Source organism: Paenibacillus psychroresistens (assembly GCF_009728935.1).
In the GTDB taxonomy this organism is placed as follows: Bacteria; Bacillota; Bacilli; order Paenibacillales; family NBRC-103111; genus Paenibacillus_AC; species Paenibacillus_AC psychroresistens.
On the sequence record NZ_CP034235.1, the window covers coordinates 6483946 to 6497161 of the forward strand.

Consider the following 13216-nt stretch of genomic DNA (forward strand, 5'->3'; position numbering starts at 1 on the left):
GCTATGGGAGCCCAATAAAAAAAGAGCAGGTCATGCTTTTACAGCATCCCAGCTCATTTGAATAACTTCATTGAGGTATTTTTCATTGATTTCTAATTGACCATTAATGCAGGCTTTCGCTAACTGTGTAATTGGAAAATAACAGAAAGAAAGGATGAAAAGCGTGTTAACTGGCTTTAATATTTTCTCAGTCCTGCCCTTTTCCACCAGCTCAAAAAGTGGATTGAACAACGAAACGCTTCCTCCCAGCTGCAGCTTATCAATAAGCGGCGAAGTCGAAAACTGCTCTAAGAACATAAAGTATGCTTTATTATCCAGATTAAACGCCATTAAGTTCCTCATAATTAATTCAAATGCAAGTTTAACCGGAGTCGATTCATTAATCCCATGACTCATCCTCTGGCTCAGCTTCTCCTTAACATTCAAATACATCTTGCCAAGCATATCCTCCTTATTCTCAAAATAGACGTAAATCGTTGCTGCAGATACCTTAGCTCGCTTAGCGATCTTCGACATCGAGATTTCCGAAAAACCTACTTCGTTAAGCAGCTCAATCGTTGCTTGGGTGATAGCCTCGTTCTTATTATCATCTTTATGTCTCATGAATGTAGGTTAAATGATCATTCGATTAAAGTCAAGATAGTTCCCATGATGGCAAAATCATTATACGGAAATAACAGCGACACCAGAAGGTGCTTTATATTCTGTTTGAATCTTACCATCCGCACCTTTAACATGCTTCACATAAACTATACCCTGCGGTGTTGGAAATGTACCCTCTACCCAGTCCAAATTACCGAGATGAGGTTCTATTCGAATCGTCTTGCATCCCGCTTCCACAATGTGAATACCTAATACATAACGTGTCATCCAAGCAGTTGGACCCGAAGCCCAGCCATGGCATAAGCTATGCCTAAAGCCTTTATAGCAGTAATTTCCATATGTGTTGTGGATGTCTATTTTACCTTCGGGAGTTATCTCATCAATTCGTGCTGCATCCTTCATCCATTCCATATCGAAATCTTCCCAGAATGTAGTCGCGCCTAAAGAAAGCATCGCACCCCAGAATTCACGAATACAGTCAAGGCTGCCTTGAATATCGCCTGCTTTAGCGCGTGCTTCAAGCATATAATAGCCATAAAAAGTGGATACACCTTTGGAGCCGCCAACTGCAATAACCTCACGATTAGCTTCAGTCGGATCCATAATTCCAGCTAGTGCTAAGAGTGCAGCCGCTTGCTTGCTATCCGCATGATGAGGATGATGCTGACGGAGCTTAGCCTCTGTAGTTCTATATTTTTCAGCTTCTGATTGAGCGCCAAGCAGCTCACATAATACAGCGCCATATTTCATCGCTAGTGTAAAGAGGCCATGTAACCCCGCTTGCACACCAGCTTGATTTTCACTGGATGGCCAATCTAAGAACGGAGAGGGAGTAGAATTAGTCCCGTCATCGTTGATATGCTCCGTAATTAAGTCCAATAAACCAATTAAATAGTCCTTCTGTTCACGCAAATAGACCAAATCCCCATTATGCATGTACCAATCATGATGAATGATAATCCACCAAATTGAATAGCTTGGAATGGTATTCATCCACCCGGGCAAAGGAGTTTGGTCACGGATAAAATCAAGGCTTTTTGGTACGATATCACTATGGCCGAAAACAGCTTGCAATGTTGAAGTTTCCGGATGCAGATCACCTATCCAGACCAAGCGATCCCGCTTAATTCCATCCCAAAGATAGTCCTGCATATTAAGATGGACCGTATATGCACCGGTTTTCCAAATTTCATTCAATAGTGGATCACTGCTGTTAAAGCTGCCTTTATATTCGAGATCGCGATACAAATAAACGGCTCGAACACTTTTCAATTCTATAAAGGTATTCTCTTCGACTACATCAATGCGCACAAAACGGAAGCCAGTGTTGCCAATTTCCGTTGCGCCAAGCCAACCGATTTCAATAATTTGATCGCGAATGGCATGGTCATTCGTTGCACCATATTCTCCACCGATCTCACTCATGGCTTCCATGACAGATTCCCCAAAGCGCACTCTGATTTTAGCCGTGCGATTCTTCCCAGCTAGAAACCAGCTGGCAATTTGCACGCCACCATGAAGCTCTTTACCATAATCCAGCAGAATACTTGCAGGCTTGCCATTGTTTCTCATTATGCAGGCATTATTCGAATGAAGCGTAGCTTGCCCATCTCTACCTTCAAGCAAGCTCTCGCTATTCTCCACAAACGACTCATTATCACTAGAAGTCCACACGATGCGAACTGGGTTTACGTAATCTCTTACTCTTGGATCTCTGGTGCTTGCTTTTATTGGGGTCATTGTAGGTTTACCTCCACATTTTGTTTCATTAATTATAGTTGACCCGTTGATTCTCGGACAATGCCTATAACACTTTAAATGTGGGGTGATCCTACTAATACTTAATGCTTATCTAATTTCTCTTTATATTTAATCTGGTAGATGTCCAAACGACGATCCTTCAAGTGCCTTACCGTTCCAGACTTGCGTTGTCTGCTAAGCTTCTCAAGATCAATATCGCCGATTACTACGGTTTCAATATTAGGGTTGCACTCGCCGACAATCCCATCACGCTCAAATTCAAAATCCGATGGTGTAAAAATCCCCGATTGCGCATATTGAATATCCATATTAGCTACTTGCGACATGTTACCCACTGTTCCAGCAATAACGGTATAAACTTGGTTCTCTACAGCTCTAGCTTGCGCGCAATAACGCACTCTCAGATAACCCTGTCGATCCTCTGTACAGAACGGCGTAAAAATAATCTTCGCCCCTTTATCAACTGCAATCCGTGAAATCTCTGGAAATTCGATATCATAGCAGATTTGAATGTTGATTTTGCCGCAATCTGTATCGAATACCTTGACTTCGTTTCCTTGGCTAATCCCCCAATACTTGCGCTCATTGGGTGTAATATGAATCTTGTATTGCTTCTCAATCGTTCCATCCCTGCGAAACAAGTAAGCAATATTAAAAATGCGATCATCTTCCTCGACAATATGAGAGCCGCCAATTATATTCACATTGTACTTTAACGCTAAATGGGTGAAAAGTTGAATATATTGTTCTGTGAAATCCGTTAATCGTCTAATCGCTTGACTCGAGGTCTTCTCATCTAAAAAAGACATTAACTGCGTCGTAAACAACTCAGGAAAAACAGCAAAATCAGATATATTATCAGAAGCAACCGCTGTATAATACTCGACCTGATTGGCGAATTGCTCGAAAGAATCGATTTTCTTCATTTCATATTGAATCACACAAATCCGCACCGGAAATGCAGTACGAAAATGACGTTTAGTATGCGCTCGGAAATCCACATTGTTCCATTCCATAATGGTCGCATATTTCTGTGAAGCCTTATCATCAGGCAAGTAATTCTTATTAATCCGCATTAAAGTAAAACCATTTAATAATTGAAAGGTTAACACTGGATCATAAATATTATGAAGTACGACTTCTTCAACGTATTTGCGCGGTGTCATTTTATCTGAATGTAGGTGATAATTAGGAATTCTCCCGCCAAGAATAATACTCTTTAAATTCAATTCACGGGCTAAATCCTTTCTTGCTTCATACAGCCTACGACCAATCTTCATTCTGCGATATTCCGGATGTACCATTACCTCAATTGCATATAAGTTAAACCCTTCTGGGTCATGATTGCGAATGTATCCTTCATCTGTGATGTCATCCCAAGTATGACGATCATCATATTCATCAAAATTCACGAGTAGGCTCGAGCATGAACCAATAATTGTACCATCGTATTCAACACAAAACTGCCCTTCCGGAAAAATCTCCAGATGGCTTTCCAAATGTGCACGTTCCCAAGGAATCATCCCAGCAAAACAAATGGCCTGAAGTTCAAGAATAGCATCTATATCTTCGGTTTGAATGTTGCGTATTTCCATTTTCTTCTCGAACTGATTGATCTCAACAATTGACATATATTAAATCCTTCTCTCTATTAGTAACGATCGGGTGACTTAATTATTTACCCATCCGATGTTAATCTGAAACGAGAGACTACTCTTTAATTTCTGCTAAAGCTAATCTGAACTGTTCCATCGCTTCGCCATCATCCTGGCCAACAAGCGGAATACAGTAAGCTATTTCATCCTCGTCCTCTAAGTACTCCCCATAAATTCCTTGCTTATACATCTCCGCATCCTGCCACATCTCATAACTAACGCCAAAATAATAGTCACCCGCCAAATAGGTAAGTGTTGATTTGCGAACCAACAAAATGCCGTCTTCCTCGCTCAGAATATCATCTACAACCAAATCTTCATCCGGTACTCCATCTTGCCTCATCTGCTCCAGTATTTCTTGCTCTTGTTCCCAGGTTTTAGCCATCCGTTTACTCATTCAATCTCCGCCTCTTTACGTCGTTCCATAATTATTTCTTCTGATATCCATTAATTTAATTATAAAATGTATCCCCGGAAATCACAATCTATAACCAAGTACAAAAGGGATATTTCAAATTTAAAATTCGACTACCCCTTTTGGCTTCAAACACTTCATAAAGCTAGTTTATTGGATCGCGAATCCTTACTCTTATTTGCCCCCAGTAAACGTAACCCCTTTAATAAAGAAACGATTGAAAAAGGCATAAACCAGCAGAGCTGGAATCGTGAACACCATGGAAGCAGCCATGATTAAATTCCAGAATGAAATATATTGGCCTTTAAAGGTATTGAGCCCCAAAGGTAACGTAAACATCGATTTATCTGACATTAATATTAAGGGTCTTAAAAAGTCATTCCAGGCACCTAAGAAAATAAATATCGCTTGTGCAGCTAAAGCAGGTTTTGCCAACGGCATGACAACACGGAAAAAGGTGCCAATCCGACCCAATCCGTCAATTTCCGCTGCTTCTTCAAGCTCCTTCGGGAAGCTAAGAAAAAACTGCCGCATCATGAAAATGAAAGTAGCACTTACTAATCCAGGGACAATTATCCCCTCATAACTGTTTAACCAGCCTAATTCCTTAATAATTAAATAAAGCGGTATTATCGTTATTTGCCCAGGAATCATGAGAACAGCTAAGACGATAAAAAACCAAAATTTGTTCCCCTTAAAATCGATTCGCGCTAAGGCATATCCTGACATTGAATTGAACAATAGATTAAAGCAAGTCACAATAGAAGCAACAAGTACACTATTAAACAACCAACGCGAAAAAAGCGGCTCCTGCAAAAAAATCGTTTTATAATTCTCAAATGTGAATTTTTGGGGGATAAAGCTCATGCTGCCCGAAACGATCTCGCCCAGTGTCTTAAATGAAGAAGAAAGTGCCCAAAGAAAAGGAATTAACGTAATAACTGCATAGAAAATCAAAATCACATACAATAAAACGCCTTTAGATTGTCTACCTTTGGATAAATTCATTAACTCGCCTCCTAGTCCAACTTTTCTTCTTTAAATACAAGGCGCTGCAATAAGGTAGCAACCATAATCACAGATGCCAGCATTAGAGTTAATGCTGATGCATAGCCCATTTCCAAATTTTTAAAAGCATATTGGTAAACCAAAAGTACAACAGTTAAGGTCGAGTTGTTAGGACCACCCGATCCGTTAGAGAAAATGTAAGCTTGATCGAACAGCTGAAAAGTTCCGACAATCCCCATAATCACAACAAACGTAGTGGCAGGTCTTAACATGGGTACGGTAATTCGCCAGAATTTCTGCAGCCAAGTTGCTCCGTCCATTTCAGCGGCTTCATATAATGAATCCGGCACATCCTGTAAAGCGGCTAAGTATACAACCATAAAGGTTGGTGCCGTAGACCAAATGTTCATTCCCATAATTCCTTTTAATGCTACTGCCGGGTCTCCGAGCCAGTTGTATGTAGGCAAGCCAACCCACTGCAGGAACTCATTGAGCAAGCCTTGGCTGTTTAATATCCAAACAAACATCAGGGTTAATACAGCAGAAGAGGTAACCGTAGGTAGAAAGAAAAGCACACGGAACACATTTTTAAATTTTATTTTGGCATTGAGAGCGGAAGCCAGAATTAAGGCTAAAAAAGTCTGCAGCGGTACAACAATAATCACATATTGTGCTGTGTTTTTTAAGGCAATCATCACACGTTCATCATCGAACATTCTTGTGAAATTATCGATTCCTTTGAAGGTGAAGCTCACGTCCCCCAATAGCTCTGCTTTTGTAAAAGACAGAAATACAGCAAATAAAATAGGCAATATAAAAAATACGGAAAGAATAATAATCGCGGGTGACATAAAAAAGTAACCCATAAACGTATTACGCTGATTGTGCTTCCGTACTGTCGTTTTCATTGTTGGGACCTCCTTCTGAGGGTCAGTAACAGTTACAAAGCAAGGGAGGATAAGCCATCCCTTGCTTTGCTGCTAAACTATTTAGATGATTGCGAATTATTGGGCTGCTTTAATTTCTTTGTTAGCCGTTTCTTGAGCTTTCTTCATTGCAGCATCAAGCGTTTGCGAGCCCAGATATGCACTGACAAATTGGTTGTTGAAATTCGTCATGATCGTTGGCAATGTTTTGCCCGCTTGCCACGGAGTTGCATAAGATCCTCCAGCAACTAAAGCACCACGAAGTGCATCCTTGTCAAAGCCAAGCTCAGCTGCTACTGATTTACGAGTAGGAAGCGCAAAGCCTTTACTGGTCCATGTCTTCATTCCTTCTTTACCTGTAAGATAAGAAAGCAATCTCCATGAAGCATCTTTACTCTTCGATGCTTTGTTCATTACGTAAGCAACTGTAAATGCCATTGTGCCTTTTTTACCATTAATTGTTGGAACTTCAGCAGTAGCATAATCAATAGCAGGGAAAGTACTTTGCAAATAGGGAATCGCCCAGTTTCCTTCCAAGACCATAGCCGCTTTGCCTTGGCCGAACATTTCTCCGCCCCACCCTGCGCCTACATCAGATGGCTGTGCAGAGGTTTTGTCTTTAAGATGCTGATCAATAACCACCTGCAAGCCCTTCAAGCTATCAGGCGATGCGAAGCTTGCATTGCCATCTTGATCTGAAATTTTACCGCCAAAAGCGTTAAGCACGAACATTTGACGTGCTAGCTCAGGAGCAGCACCAAATCCGTATTGAGTTTTGCCTTTTGTTAGCTTTTTCGAAATCTCTAGCATCTCATCCCAAGTTGCTGGTGGTGCTGTAATTCCCGCATCGGCAAACATTTTTTTATTATAAAATAAGGCAAGTGTAGAATAATCTTTTGGAAAGCCATATGTTTTGCCGTCCGCTTTAAATGCTTCTAATAATGGTTGCTCAAAGTCAGCAACATCAAAGTCGCTTTGTACGTAGGAGTCAAGCGGCTCAATTACGTTCTTAGCAATTAGAGCTGGTGCTTCAAAAGCATCCAGATAGAATACATCTGGCCCTGTACCGCCAATTAAACGAGTCTTGATAACGTCCATATACTGGTCTGCAATAACTTCATACTTTACTTTAATATCAGGATTTTTCTGCTGAAATTCATCTAAAACTTGTTGTAATAGCGTTTGCTCTTCTGGTGATGATCCCCAACCGTTCAAGGTTACTGTCGTCTGCTCAACAGGAGCCTTTGTTTCAGCTGGTGCAGCGCTTTCAGGAGTTGTCGAAGCAGCTGGAGCAGTAGTTGGGGCTGGTGAGCTTGTGCTCGCTGTGTCTTTTTTGCTGCAGGCAGCTAAAACCAAACATAACGCCATAATAAAAACGAGTGTTACTGAGATTCTTTTTTTCATTTTTAATACCTCCCATTAGTATGAATCTATTTATGCAATTAAAGCAACACAAGATTGTTGCATTGCTCTAGCTGTATACAGCTGCGGTCGATTGGCCGCTTTCAATCCGGTACCCCGTTGAATTAGCCGAAATATCGATGGTTAAAGTACCGTTTGACTGACGTTTAATTGTTAAAGACAATCGACCTTGAGCAACGTATAAATTATCAATCGTTAGTTCATTGACTCCCTTAGGTAGGGAAGGATTTAAGAAAATGCTTTTGTTAATTGCATCTGGTTTAATACCCAGCATGACCTGCATGAAAACAAGAGGTGTGCCCGCAGCCCAAGCTTGCGGCGAGCATGCTACCGGATAAGGGACTGGCATGCCATGATCTGCACTATAACCGCAGAACAATTCGGGAAGTCGGTAATGCTCGAAGCCTGCAACACTTTTCATCAAACCTTCGATAACCTGATTGGCTTCTTCATGAAAACCATTGCTGCTTAAGCCAAGTAAGCACATCGAGTTATCATGAGGCCAAACACTTCCATCATGGTAGCTCATAGGATTGTACCCTGCAGATTGATCACTCATCGTACGAATGCCATATCCGCTAAACATATCTTTAGCTACCAATCTTTTGGCCACATGTACGGCTCTTGCTGGGTCCATAAGTCCTGACATTAGCGCGTGACCTGGGTTTGACGTGATCGAGCGTACCTGCTTTTTATTTTCATCCAATGCTATGGCATAAAACTTGTGGTCTTCCATCCAAAATGCCGATTCAAACGACTCCTTCATTAAGGCTGCTTCAAGCTCTAGCTTATCCGCAAGGATAGTCTTCCCTAGAAGTCTGAGAATGGGAGCTAGCTTGGTTTTGGCCTGATAAACATAGCCTTGAACTTCAACCAGAGCAATAGGCGCTTTGGCATAGCTTCCATCCTCATGGACGATAGAATCGGCTGAATCCTTCCAGCCTTGATTGGCAATGCCTTTGGATGATTTAAGATGATACTCTACAAAAGAATCCTTGTCCTCATCCCCGTAGATGTCGATCCAATCCAATGCTTTTTCCAATTGAGGCATTAACTGCTCAACGAGCAGAATGTCTTCCGTCCAGTCAAAATATTCAGCTAGCAGCAGTAGGAAAAGCGGCGTAGCATCCACTGAACCAAAGTAAGGCGTGAATGGAATTTGATTGGTATTAGCAAGCTCGCCGTAACGAATTTCATGCATGATTTTACCAGGCTGCTCATCTCGCCATTCCTCTATCTTGGTTGCTTGATAATGGGCCATAGTCAGCAAAGTACCACGTGCTACCTGTGGGTTAACCGCTAGCATTTGTAAAGCTGCAATCAGACTATCTCGCCCAAAAGGTACGGCATACCAGGGAAGTCCAGCTACTGGAAATGTGCCAAATCCAAGATCCGTGAGCAATACACGCATATCCTGAACACCTTGATAATAAAGCCGACTTAGAATAGGAGAGTCACTACTCAGTTGGGTAGTTTGCTTGTTCCATGAAACATAGGATTGCTCTAATAAATGGCGCGCCTCATCTATGGGAAGTGGTATGGCTCCAACTCCATTATGAAAGGGAACAATAAAAAAGCAGATCGTTTTTGAATCTCGTGGCGCAAGCTTTATGAGAAAGTGGACAATGCCGCATTCCTCGTATTTCGTTTCACTGCTATCCCATTGAATTCGCGTTTCTCTTGCAACCTCATCTGCTGATTCATAGTTCAAAGTTAGCTTACCCGTTTCATAGGCAGGTTGTCTTTTTACCCCTACCTTGCCTCCCAAGAAGCCGCGTACAATAAACATGTCATTGAAATCAGCATCGAACTGGCTGGAAAATTCAAACTCAAGCTCCTTGGGATAATAGTTTGTGAAGGTAGCGCTTTCATATAAAACACCATCATAGATAAACCTTGTACGTTTTAATTCAATTGATTCTCTCCAGAGCGGCAGCTTCTCGCTAGCATCACCGGGTACATTGGTTAACAAAAATGTCATTAAAAAATTCTCGTCTGCCTGAGAAGTTAATAGCACCGGTTGCTTTCCATTAATTCTAAATTCCATTCTGCTTAAGTACCTGGTGTCTTTAGTAAATAAACCTAAGCCTGTGGGATTATTATGCGGGATATCACCATTGGGGTTTGTAGTGAGAAAGAGATCATTTTCTTTAATTACCCTGTATTCCATTGAAAATCACCTCTAGTTGATTATTTCCGAAACGTTTCGGTCGCCCCGTATTGCCATTATATGCATGATTAATTTAAAAATCAATCTATTTTTTATTGTTTTTTTATGCATACCATCTCTAATTTAGCTGATTATTAGGTTTTTATTGCTCAAAATATCAATATCGCTTACAATAATGATAACAAATAACCAATTAGAAACGTTTCGGAGGTACCGATGACTACCATTAAAGATATTGCCAAAGCAGCTAACGTTTCCGTTACAACTGTTTCTAGAGCATTAAATGATTATTTTGATGTAAATGAAGAAACGAAGAAGAAAATCAAACAGATTGCTTTTGATCTGGGATACTCCCCGAATATTGCAGCGCGAAGTTTAGTAGTTAAGAAGACCAATACAATTGGACTGCTTCTCTCAAGTGTCACTCGAAGCAGCAGCAAGGATAATATTGCTTTTGAAATTCTCTGTGGGATGAATGATCGAGCTGGGGAGCTGAACTATGACCTTGTCTTATTTAGCACTAATTCACAGAAGCAAATGGTTAAATCTTATAAGGCGTTATGTCATGAACGGGGAGTGGACGGAGTGATCATTATGGGCATACGTTTGGATGATGCTTATATTCAAGAAATCGTGAGCTCATCTATCACCTCTGTAATTATTGATATATCTATCAAAGGGAAAAATGTCGGTCTAATCACCTCCGATAATATTAATGGAGCGAAAGAGGCAGTTAACCATTTAATCACAAAAGGTCATCGCCGTATTGCAATGATTAATGGCCATTCCAAAGCTGAGGTAAGCATTAAAAGATTAGAGGGGTACAAGCTTGCCTTGCAGGAATCGAGTATTCCTTATGATGAAAGCATTGTAGGTGATGGACAGTTCTCAGAGTTGGGTGGATTAGAGGCAGCTATTCGACTACTTACAACGGCTCCAGATATCACGGCTATATTCTGTGCAAGCGATTTAATGGGGCTAGGTGCTATGCAAGGGATCCGAATACTTGGTAAAAATGTACCTGAGCATGTTTCCATCGTTGGCTTTGATAACATTAGTTTATCTGGTTACGCTACTCCTCCTATGACAACAATTAATCAGAATAAATACGAAATAGGCTACCAAGCAACTCAAATGCTCGTTGATATGCTAGAAGGTAGAAACGTATCCCCGCAAAAGGTTCTGACTACTGAGCTTGTTAGTAGAGAAAGCGTTAGGGAGATCAGGTCTTAATCACTTCTCTCTGATACCACATCTCCCAGCTTTCCATGGATTGCCCAATGACATAAGGATACAAGGAATGTCCCTTTGGCAGGCCATTAAATGCCTTTCCGCCTAATACAAGCTCCACTTCAGGCACTTCCTTGTGGATGCTTCCTATGAAGCTCAATCCCGCTTTGAGACGTTTTGGATTCGTTAATGATAAACAGAGAAACTGAATATCTTTAACAAGGATTAATTGGCTGATCCCCTCTAGCGGGGTATCTGCACCAATATAAATCACATCGAGTCCTTTGCGGCGCAGGAATAATGAAAACAACAACAGCCCTACCTGATGCTGTTCTCCAGATGGGCACAAGGCTAAAACCTTCGGTTTCGTTGAATCAACCTGAAATAGCCGAAAAAATTGCGCAAACCGCAGCTGCACAAAATGGCTAATAAAATGCTCCTGCACCGCCGTTATGGTTCCCCGCTCCCATTCATCACCAACTCGCGCCATTAGCGGAACCAGAACCTCATGGAACATATCGTCAAATTGGTACATTGAAAACCCGAGATCAACTAATGCATTAGACTTACCCGCATCAAAATCAACTAAATGAGCATAAAGATTATTTTGCATGTCTATAAAGTATGCTTTTGGTTCCGGTGTCTTGTAGCTGGATAAGGGCAAGGCTTCCGCCTGCAGGGCTTTATTCTTGATCAACTGCTGAGCAGCGTGACGAATACTTATGCCTTTATCCTCGGTCTCCATCTTCAGCCAACGCAGGTCTGCCAAGTCCTCGTCCGAATATAATCTATGGCCGCCCTCCGTCCTAACAGGCTGAATTACGCCATATCGTGTTTCCCAAGCGCGAAGTGTTCCCGCTGACAGACCAAGCTGCTTGACAATCATTTTACTATTGTACATCTTAGCCACTCACTTTCTTCTATTGCCATAACCAAAGGCAGACCAGCTGTCCCTGCTTTGAATCAATGCTATAAAAACATAAAGCGAAGTTGTCCAATTTCCTAGAAGGATCAACAGGATAATCCAGAGCATAGAGCGCCACCAAGAGCATTCACGAAAGATAACCCAGCCCGAAAACAGCGTAATCCCCACATAGAAATCAACTAAAGTCAGTTTGCCCCAAAGCAATCCCATCAAGACAGAGCCGTCTCCCCAAAAATCACCTTCAATCAGTCCAAAGGTTATACCGATCGTCATCCCCAACAATAACAAAAAGCTAATGATTTTGGCTATCTTCATAAGGACTTTGCTTTCTTAGCAGCAGGGAACCATGGAATAAATAGGTTGGTTTCCTGCTTGTATGTTTGATAGGCTTCATTGCCTGCATATCTTTTATCAAGAAAAGGAACACCTGACACTTTGAGTAGAAGCAGGTTGATGAATAAAGCGCTGAACACAGCTGTCCAGCCTAAATGAACAGGTAAAACCACAAGGAATATGCCCCACCACATAGCAGCCTCACCAAAATAATTCGGATGTCGTGTAAACCGCCATAAGCCTGTTTTCAATATAGCATCTTTGTTCGTACGAGTTTTCTTAAAATGCTCCAGCTGATAGTCCCCGATAGCTTGAAACAAAAAGCCCACGCACCAAACAACCAGCCCTATAACCGCCCATACATCCAAGCCAGAGCTTTGTACCGCATTAACACGCAATAACGGGTAGGAAAGCAGCAGCATAATCACACCTTGCATCATAAAAACGCGAAAGAACGCTATAATGAAAGCATTTTTGCCCCAATCCTTGCGGAAATTCGCATAACGGAAATCCTCGCCTCGCCCAATGGACCGAATATAGAGATGAAGCGCTAACCGAGTGCCCCATATTACAACCATGATCAGCACCAAAAGCTGCCGACTATCATAACCTTTGCTATGAAAAAAGCTGACGAAAGCAACAATAACAAATCCAATTCCCCAGCCAATATCGATGATCGAATTATCTTTAATAATTTGGGCTACTAGAAAAAACAGCACCATAAAAATCAATACAGCAATACTGCTTACCGCATATAAGGACCACATC

At 41.5% G+C, this 13216-nt stretch carries 12 protein-coding genes; 1 reads left to right on the plus strand and 11 read right to left on the minus strand.

Annotation, left to right across the window (positions count from 1 at the left end):
• Positions 1 to 30: 30 nt before the first annotated feature.
• From EHS13_RS29410 to EHS13_RS29445, 8 genes are all read right to left on the minus strand, one after another.
• Positions 31 to 603 carry a TetR/AcrR family transcriptional regulator gene (locus EHS13_RS29410; RefSeq protein ID WP_155703797.1) on the minus strand — a complete coding sequence of 191 codons (573 nt, stop codon included), beginning with the start codon at positions 601 to 603 and terminating at the stop codon, positions 31 to 33.
• A 60-nt stretch (positions 604 to 663) separates the two neighbouring features.
• On the minus strand, positions 664 to 2343 hold the full coding sequence (locus tag EHS13_RS29415) for an alpha-L-rhamnosidase-related protein (RefSeq protein ID WP_155703798.1): 1680 nt from the start codon (positions 2341 to 2343) through the stop codon (positions 664 to 666).
• 101 nt (positions 2344 to 2444) lie between these two features.
• On the minus strand, positions 2445 to 3995 hold the full coding sequence (locus EHS13_RS29420; RefSeq protein WP_155703799.1) for a bifunctional GNAT family N-acetyltransferase/carbon-nitrogen hydrolase family protein: 1551 nt from the start codon (positions 3993 to 3995) through the stop codon (positions 2445 to 2447).
• A gap of 79 nt (positions 3996 to 4074) precedes the next feature.
• Positions 4075 to 4416: a hypothetical protein gene (locus EHS13_RS29425; protein WP_155703800.1), complete on the minus strand. Its 342-nt coding sequence runs from the start codon at positions 4414 to 4416 to the stop codon at positions 4075 to 4077.
• Between the two features lie 192 nt (positions 4417 to 4608).
• Positions 4609 to 5442 carry a carbohydrate ABC transporter permease gene (locus tag EHS13_RS29430; protein ID WP_155703801.1) on the minus strand — a complete coding sequence of 278 codons (834 nt, stop codon included), beginning with the start codon at positions 5440 to 5442 and terminating at the stop codon, positions 4609 to 4611.
• Between the two features lie 11 nt (positions 5443 to 5453).
• Positions 5454 to 6350, minus strand: coding sequence for a carbohydrate ABC transporter permease (locus EHS13_RS29435; protein WP_227013586.1), 897 nt, complete (start codon positions 6348 to 6350; stop codon positions 5454 to 5456).
• Between the two features lie 96 nt (positions 6351 to 6446).
• Positions 6447 to 7772 carry an ABC transporter substrate-binding protein gene (locus EHS13_RS29440; protein ID WP_155703802.1) on the minus strand — a complete coding sequence of 442 codons (1326 nt, stop codon included), beginning with the start codon at positions 7770 to 7772 and terminating at the stop codon, positions 6447 to 6449.
• 67 nt (positions 7773 to 7839) lie between these two features.
• Complete coding sequence (locus EHS13_RS29445; RefSeq protein WP_155703803.1) at positions 7840 to 9960, minus strand: amylo-alpha-1,6-glucosidase; 2121 nt, start codon at positions 9958 to 9960, stop codon at positions 7840 to 7842.
• Between the two features lie 216 nt (positions 9961 to 10176).
• On the opposite strand from EHS13_RS29445, the gene EHS13_RS29450 reads away from it, so the two are divergent.
• The gene (locus EHS13_RS29450; RefSeq protein WP_155703804.1) at positions 10177 to 11193 is read left to right on the plus strand and encodes a LacI family DNA-binding transcriptional regulator; all 1017 of its coding nucleotides are present in this window, start codon (positions 10177 to 10179) and stop codon (positions 11191 to 11193) included.
• Here EHS13_RS29450 and EHS13_RS29455 read toward each other — a convergent pair.
• Genes EHS13_RS29455 through EHS13_RS29465 form a run of 3 tightly spaced genes read right to left on the minus strand, consistent with a single transcriptional unit; the run spans position 11183 to position 13215 of the window.
• The gene (locus tag EHS13_RS29455; protein WP_155703805.1) at positions 11183 to 12091 is read right to left on the minus strand and encodes a MerR family transcriptional regulator; all 909 of its coding nucleotides are present in this window, start codon (positions 12089 to 12091) and stop codon (positions 11183 to 11185) included. The genes EHS13_RS29450 and EHS13_RS29455 overlap by 11 nt on opposite strands.
• 9 nt (positions 12092 to 12100) lie before the next feature.
• On the minus strand, positions 12101 to 12430 hold the full coding sequence (locus EHS13_RS29460) for a DUF1475 family protein (RefSeq protein ID WP_155703806.1): 330 nt from the start codon (positions 12428 to 12430) through the stop codon (positions 12101 to 12103).
• On the minus strand, positions 12427 to 13215 hold the full coding sequence (locus EHS13_RS29465) for a DUF1295 domain-containing protein (RefSeq protein ID WP_162463309.1): 789 nt from the start codon (positions 13213 to 13215) through the stop codon (positions 12427 to 12429). Before EHS13_RS29465 ends, EHS13_RS29460 begins: the two co-directional genes overlap by 4 nt.
• Between the last annotated feature and the right edge of the window lies 1 nt (position 13216).

Excerpts from the sequence above, each read along its gene's own strand:
- EHS13_RS29410 (WP_155703797.1), bottom strand. The coding sequence starts at position 603 with ATGAGACATAAAGATGATAATAAGAACGAGGCTATCACCCAAGCAACG.
- EHS13_RS29415 (WP_155703798.1), bottom strand. The coding sequence starts at position 2,343 with ATGACCCCAATAAAAGCAAGCACCAGAGATCCAAGAGTAAGAGATTAC.
- EHS13_RS29420 (WP_155703799.1), bottom strand. The coding sequence starts at position 3,995 with ATGTCAATTGTTGAGATCAATCAGTTCGAGAAGAAAATGGAAATACGC.
- EHS13_RS29425 (WP_155703800.1), bottom strand. The coding sequence starts at position 4,416 with ATGAGTAAACGGATGGCTAAAACCTGGGAACAAGAGCAAGAAATACTG.
- EHS13_RS29430 (WP_155703801.1), bottom strand. The coding sequence starts at position 5,442 with ATGAATTTATCCAAAGGTAGACAATCTAAAGGCGTTTTATTGTATGTG.
- EHS13_RS29435 (WP_227013586.1), bottom strand. The coding sequence starts at position 6,350 with ATGAAAACGACAGTACGGAAGCACAATCAGCGTAATACGTTTATGGGT.
- EHS13_RS29440 (WP_155703802.1), bottom strand. The coding sequence starts at position 7,772 with ATGAAAAAAAGAATCTCAGTAACACTCGTTTTTATTATGGCGTTATGT.
- EHS13_RS29445 (WP_155703803.1), bottom strand. The coding sequence starts at position 9,960 with ATGGAATACAGGGTAATTAAAGAAAATGATCTCTTTCTCACTACAAAC.
- EHS13_RS29450 (WP_155703804.1), top strand. The coding sequence starts at position 10,177 with ATGACTACCATTAAAGATATTGCCAAAGCAGCTAACGTTTCCGTTACA.
- EHS13_RS29455 (WP_155703805.1), bottom strand. The coding sequence starts at position 12,091 with ATGTACAATAGTAAAATGATTGTCAAGCAGCTTGGTCTGTCAGCGGGA.
- EHS13_RS29460 (WP_155703806.1), bottom strand. The coding sequence starts at position 12,430 with ATGAAGATAGCCAAAATCATTAGCTTTTTGTTATTGTTGGGGATGACG.
- EHS13_RS29465 (WP_162463309.1), bottom strand. The coding sequence starts at position 13,215 with ATGTGGTCCTTATATGCGGTAAGCAGTATTGCTGTATTGATTTTTATG.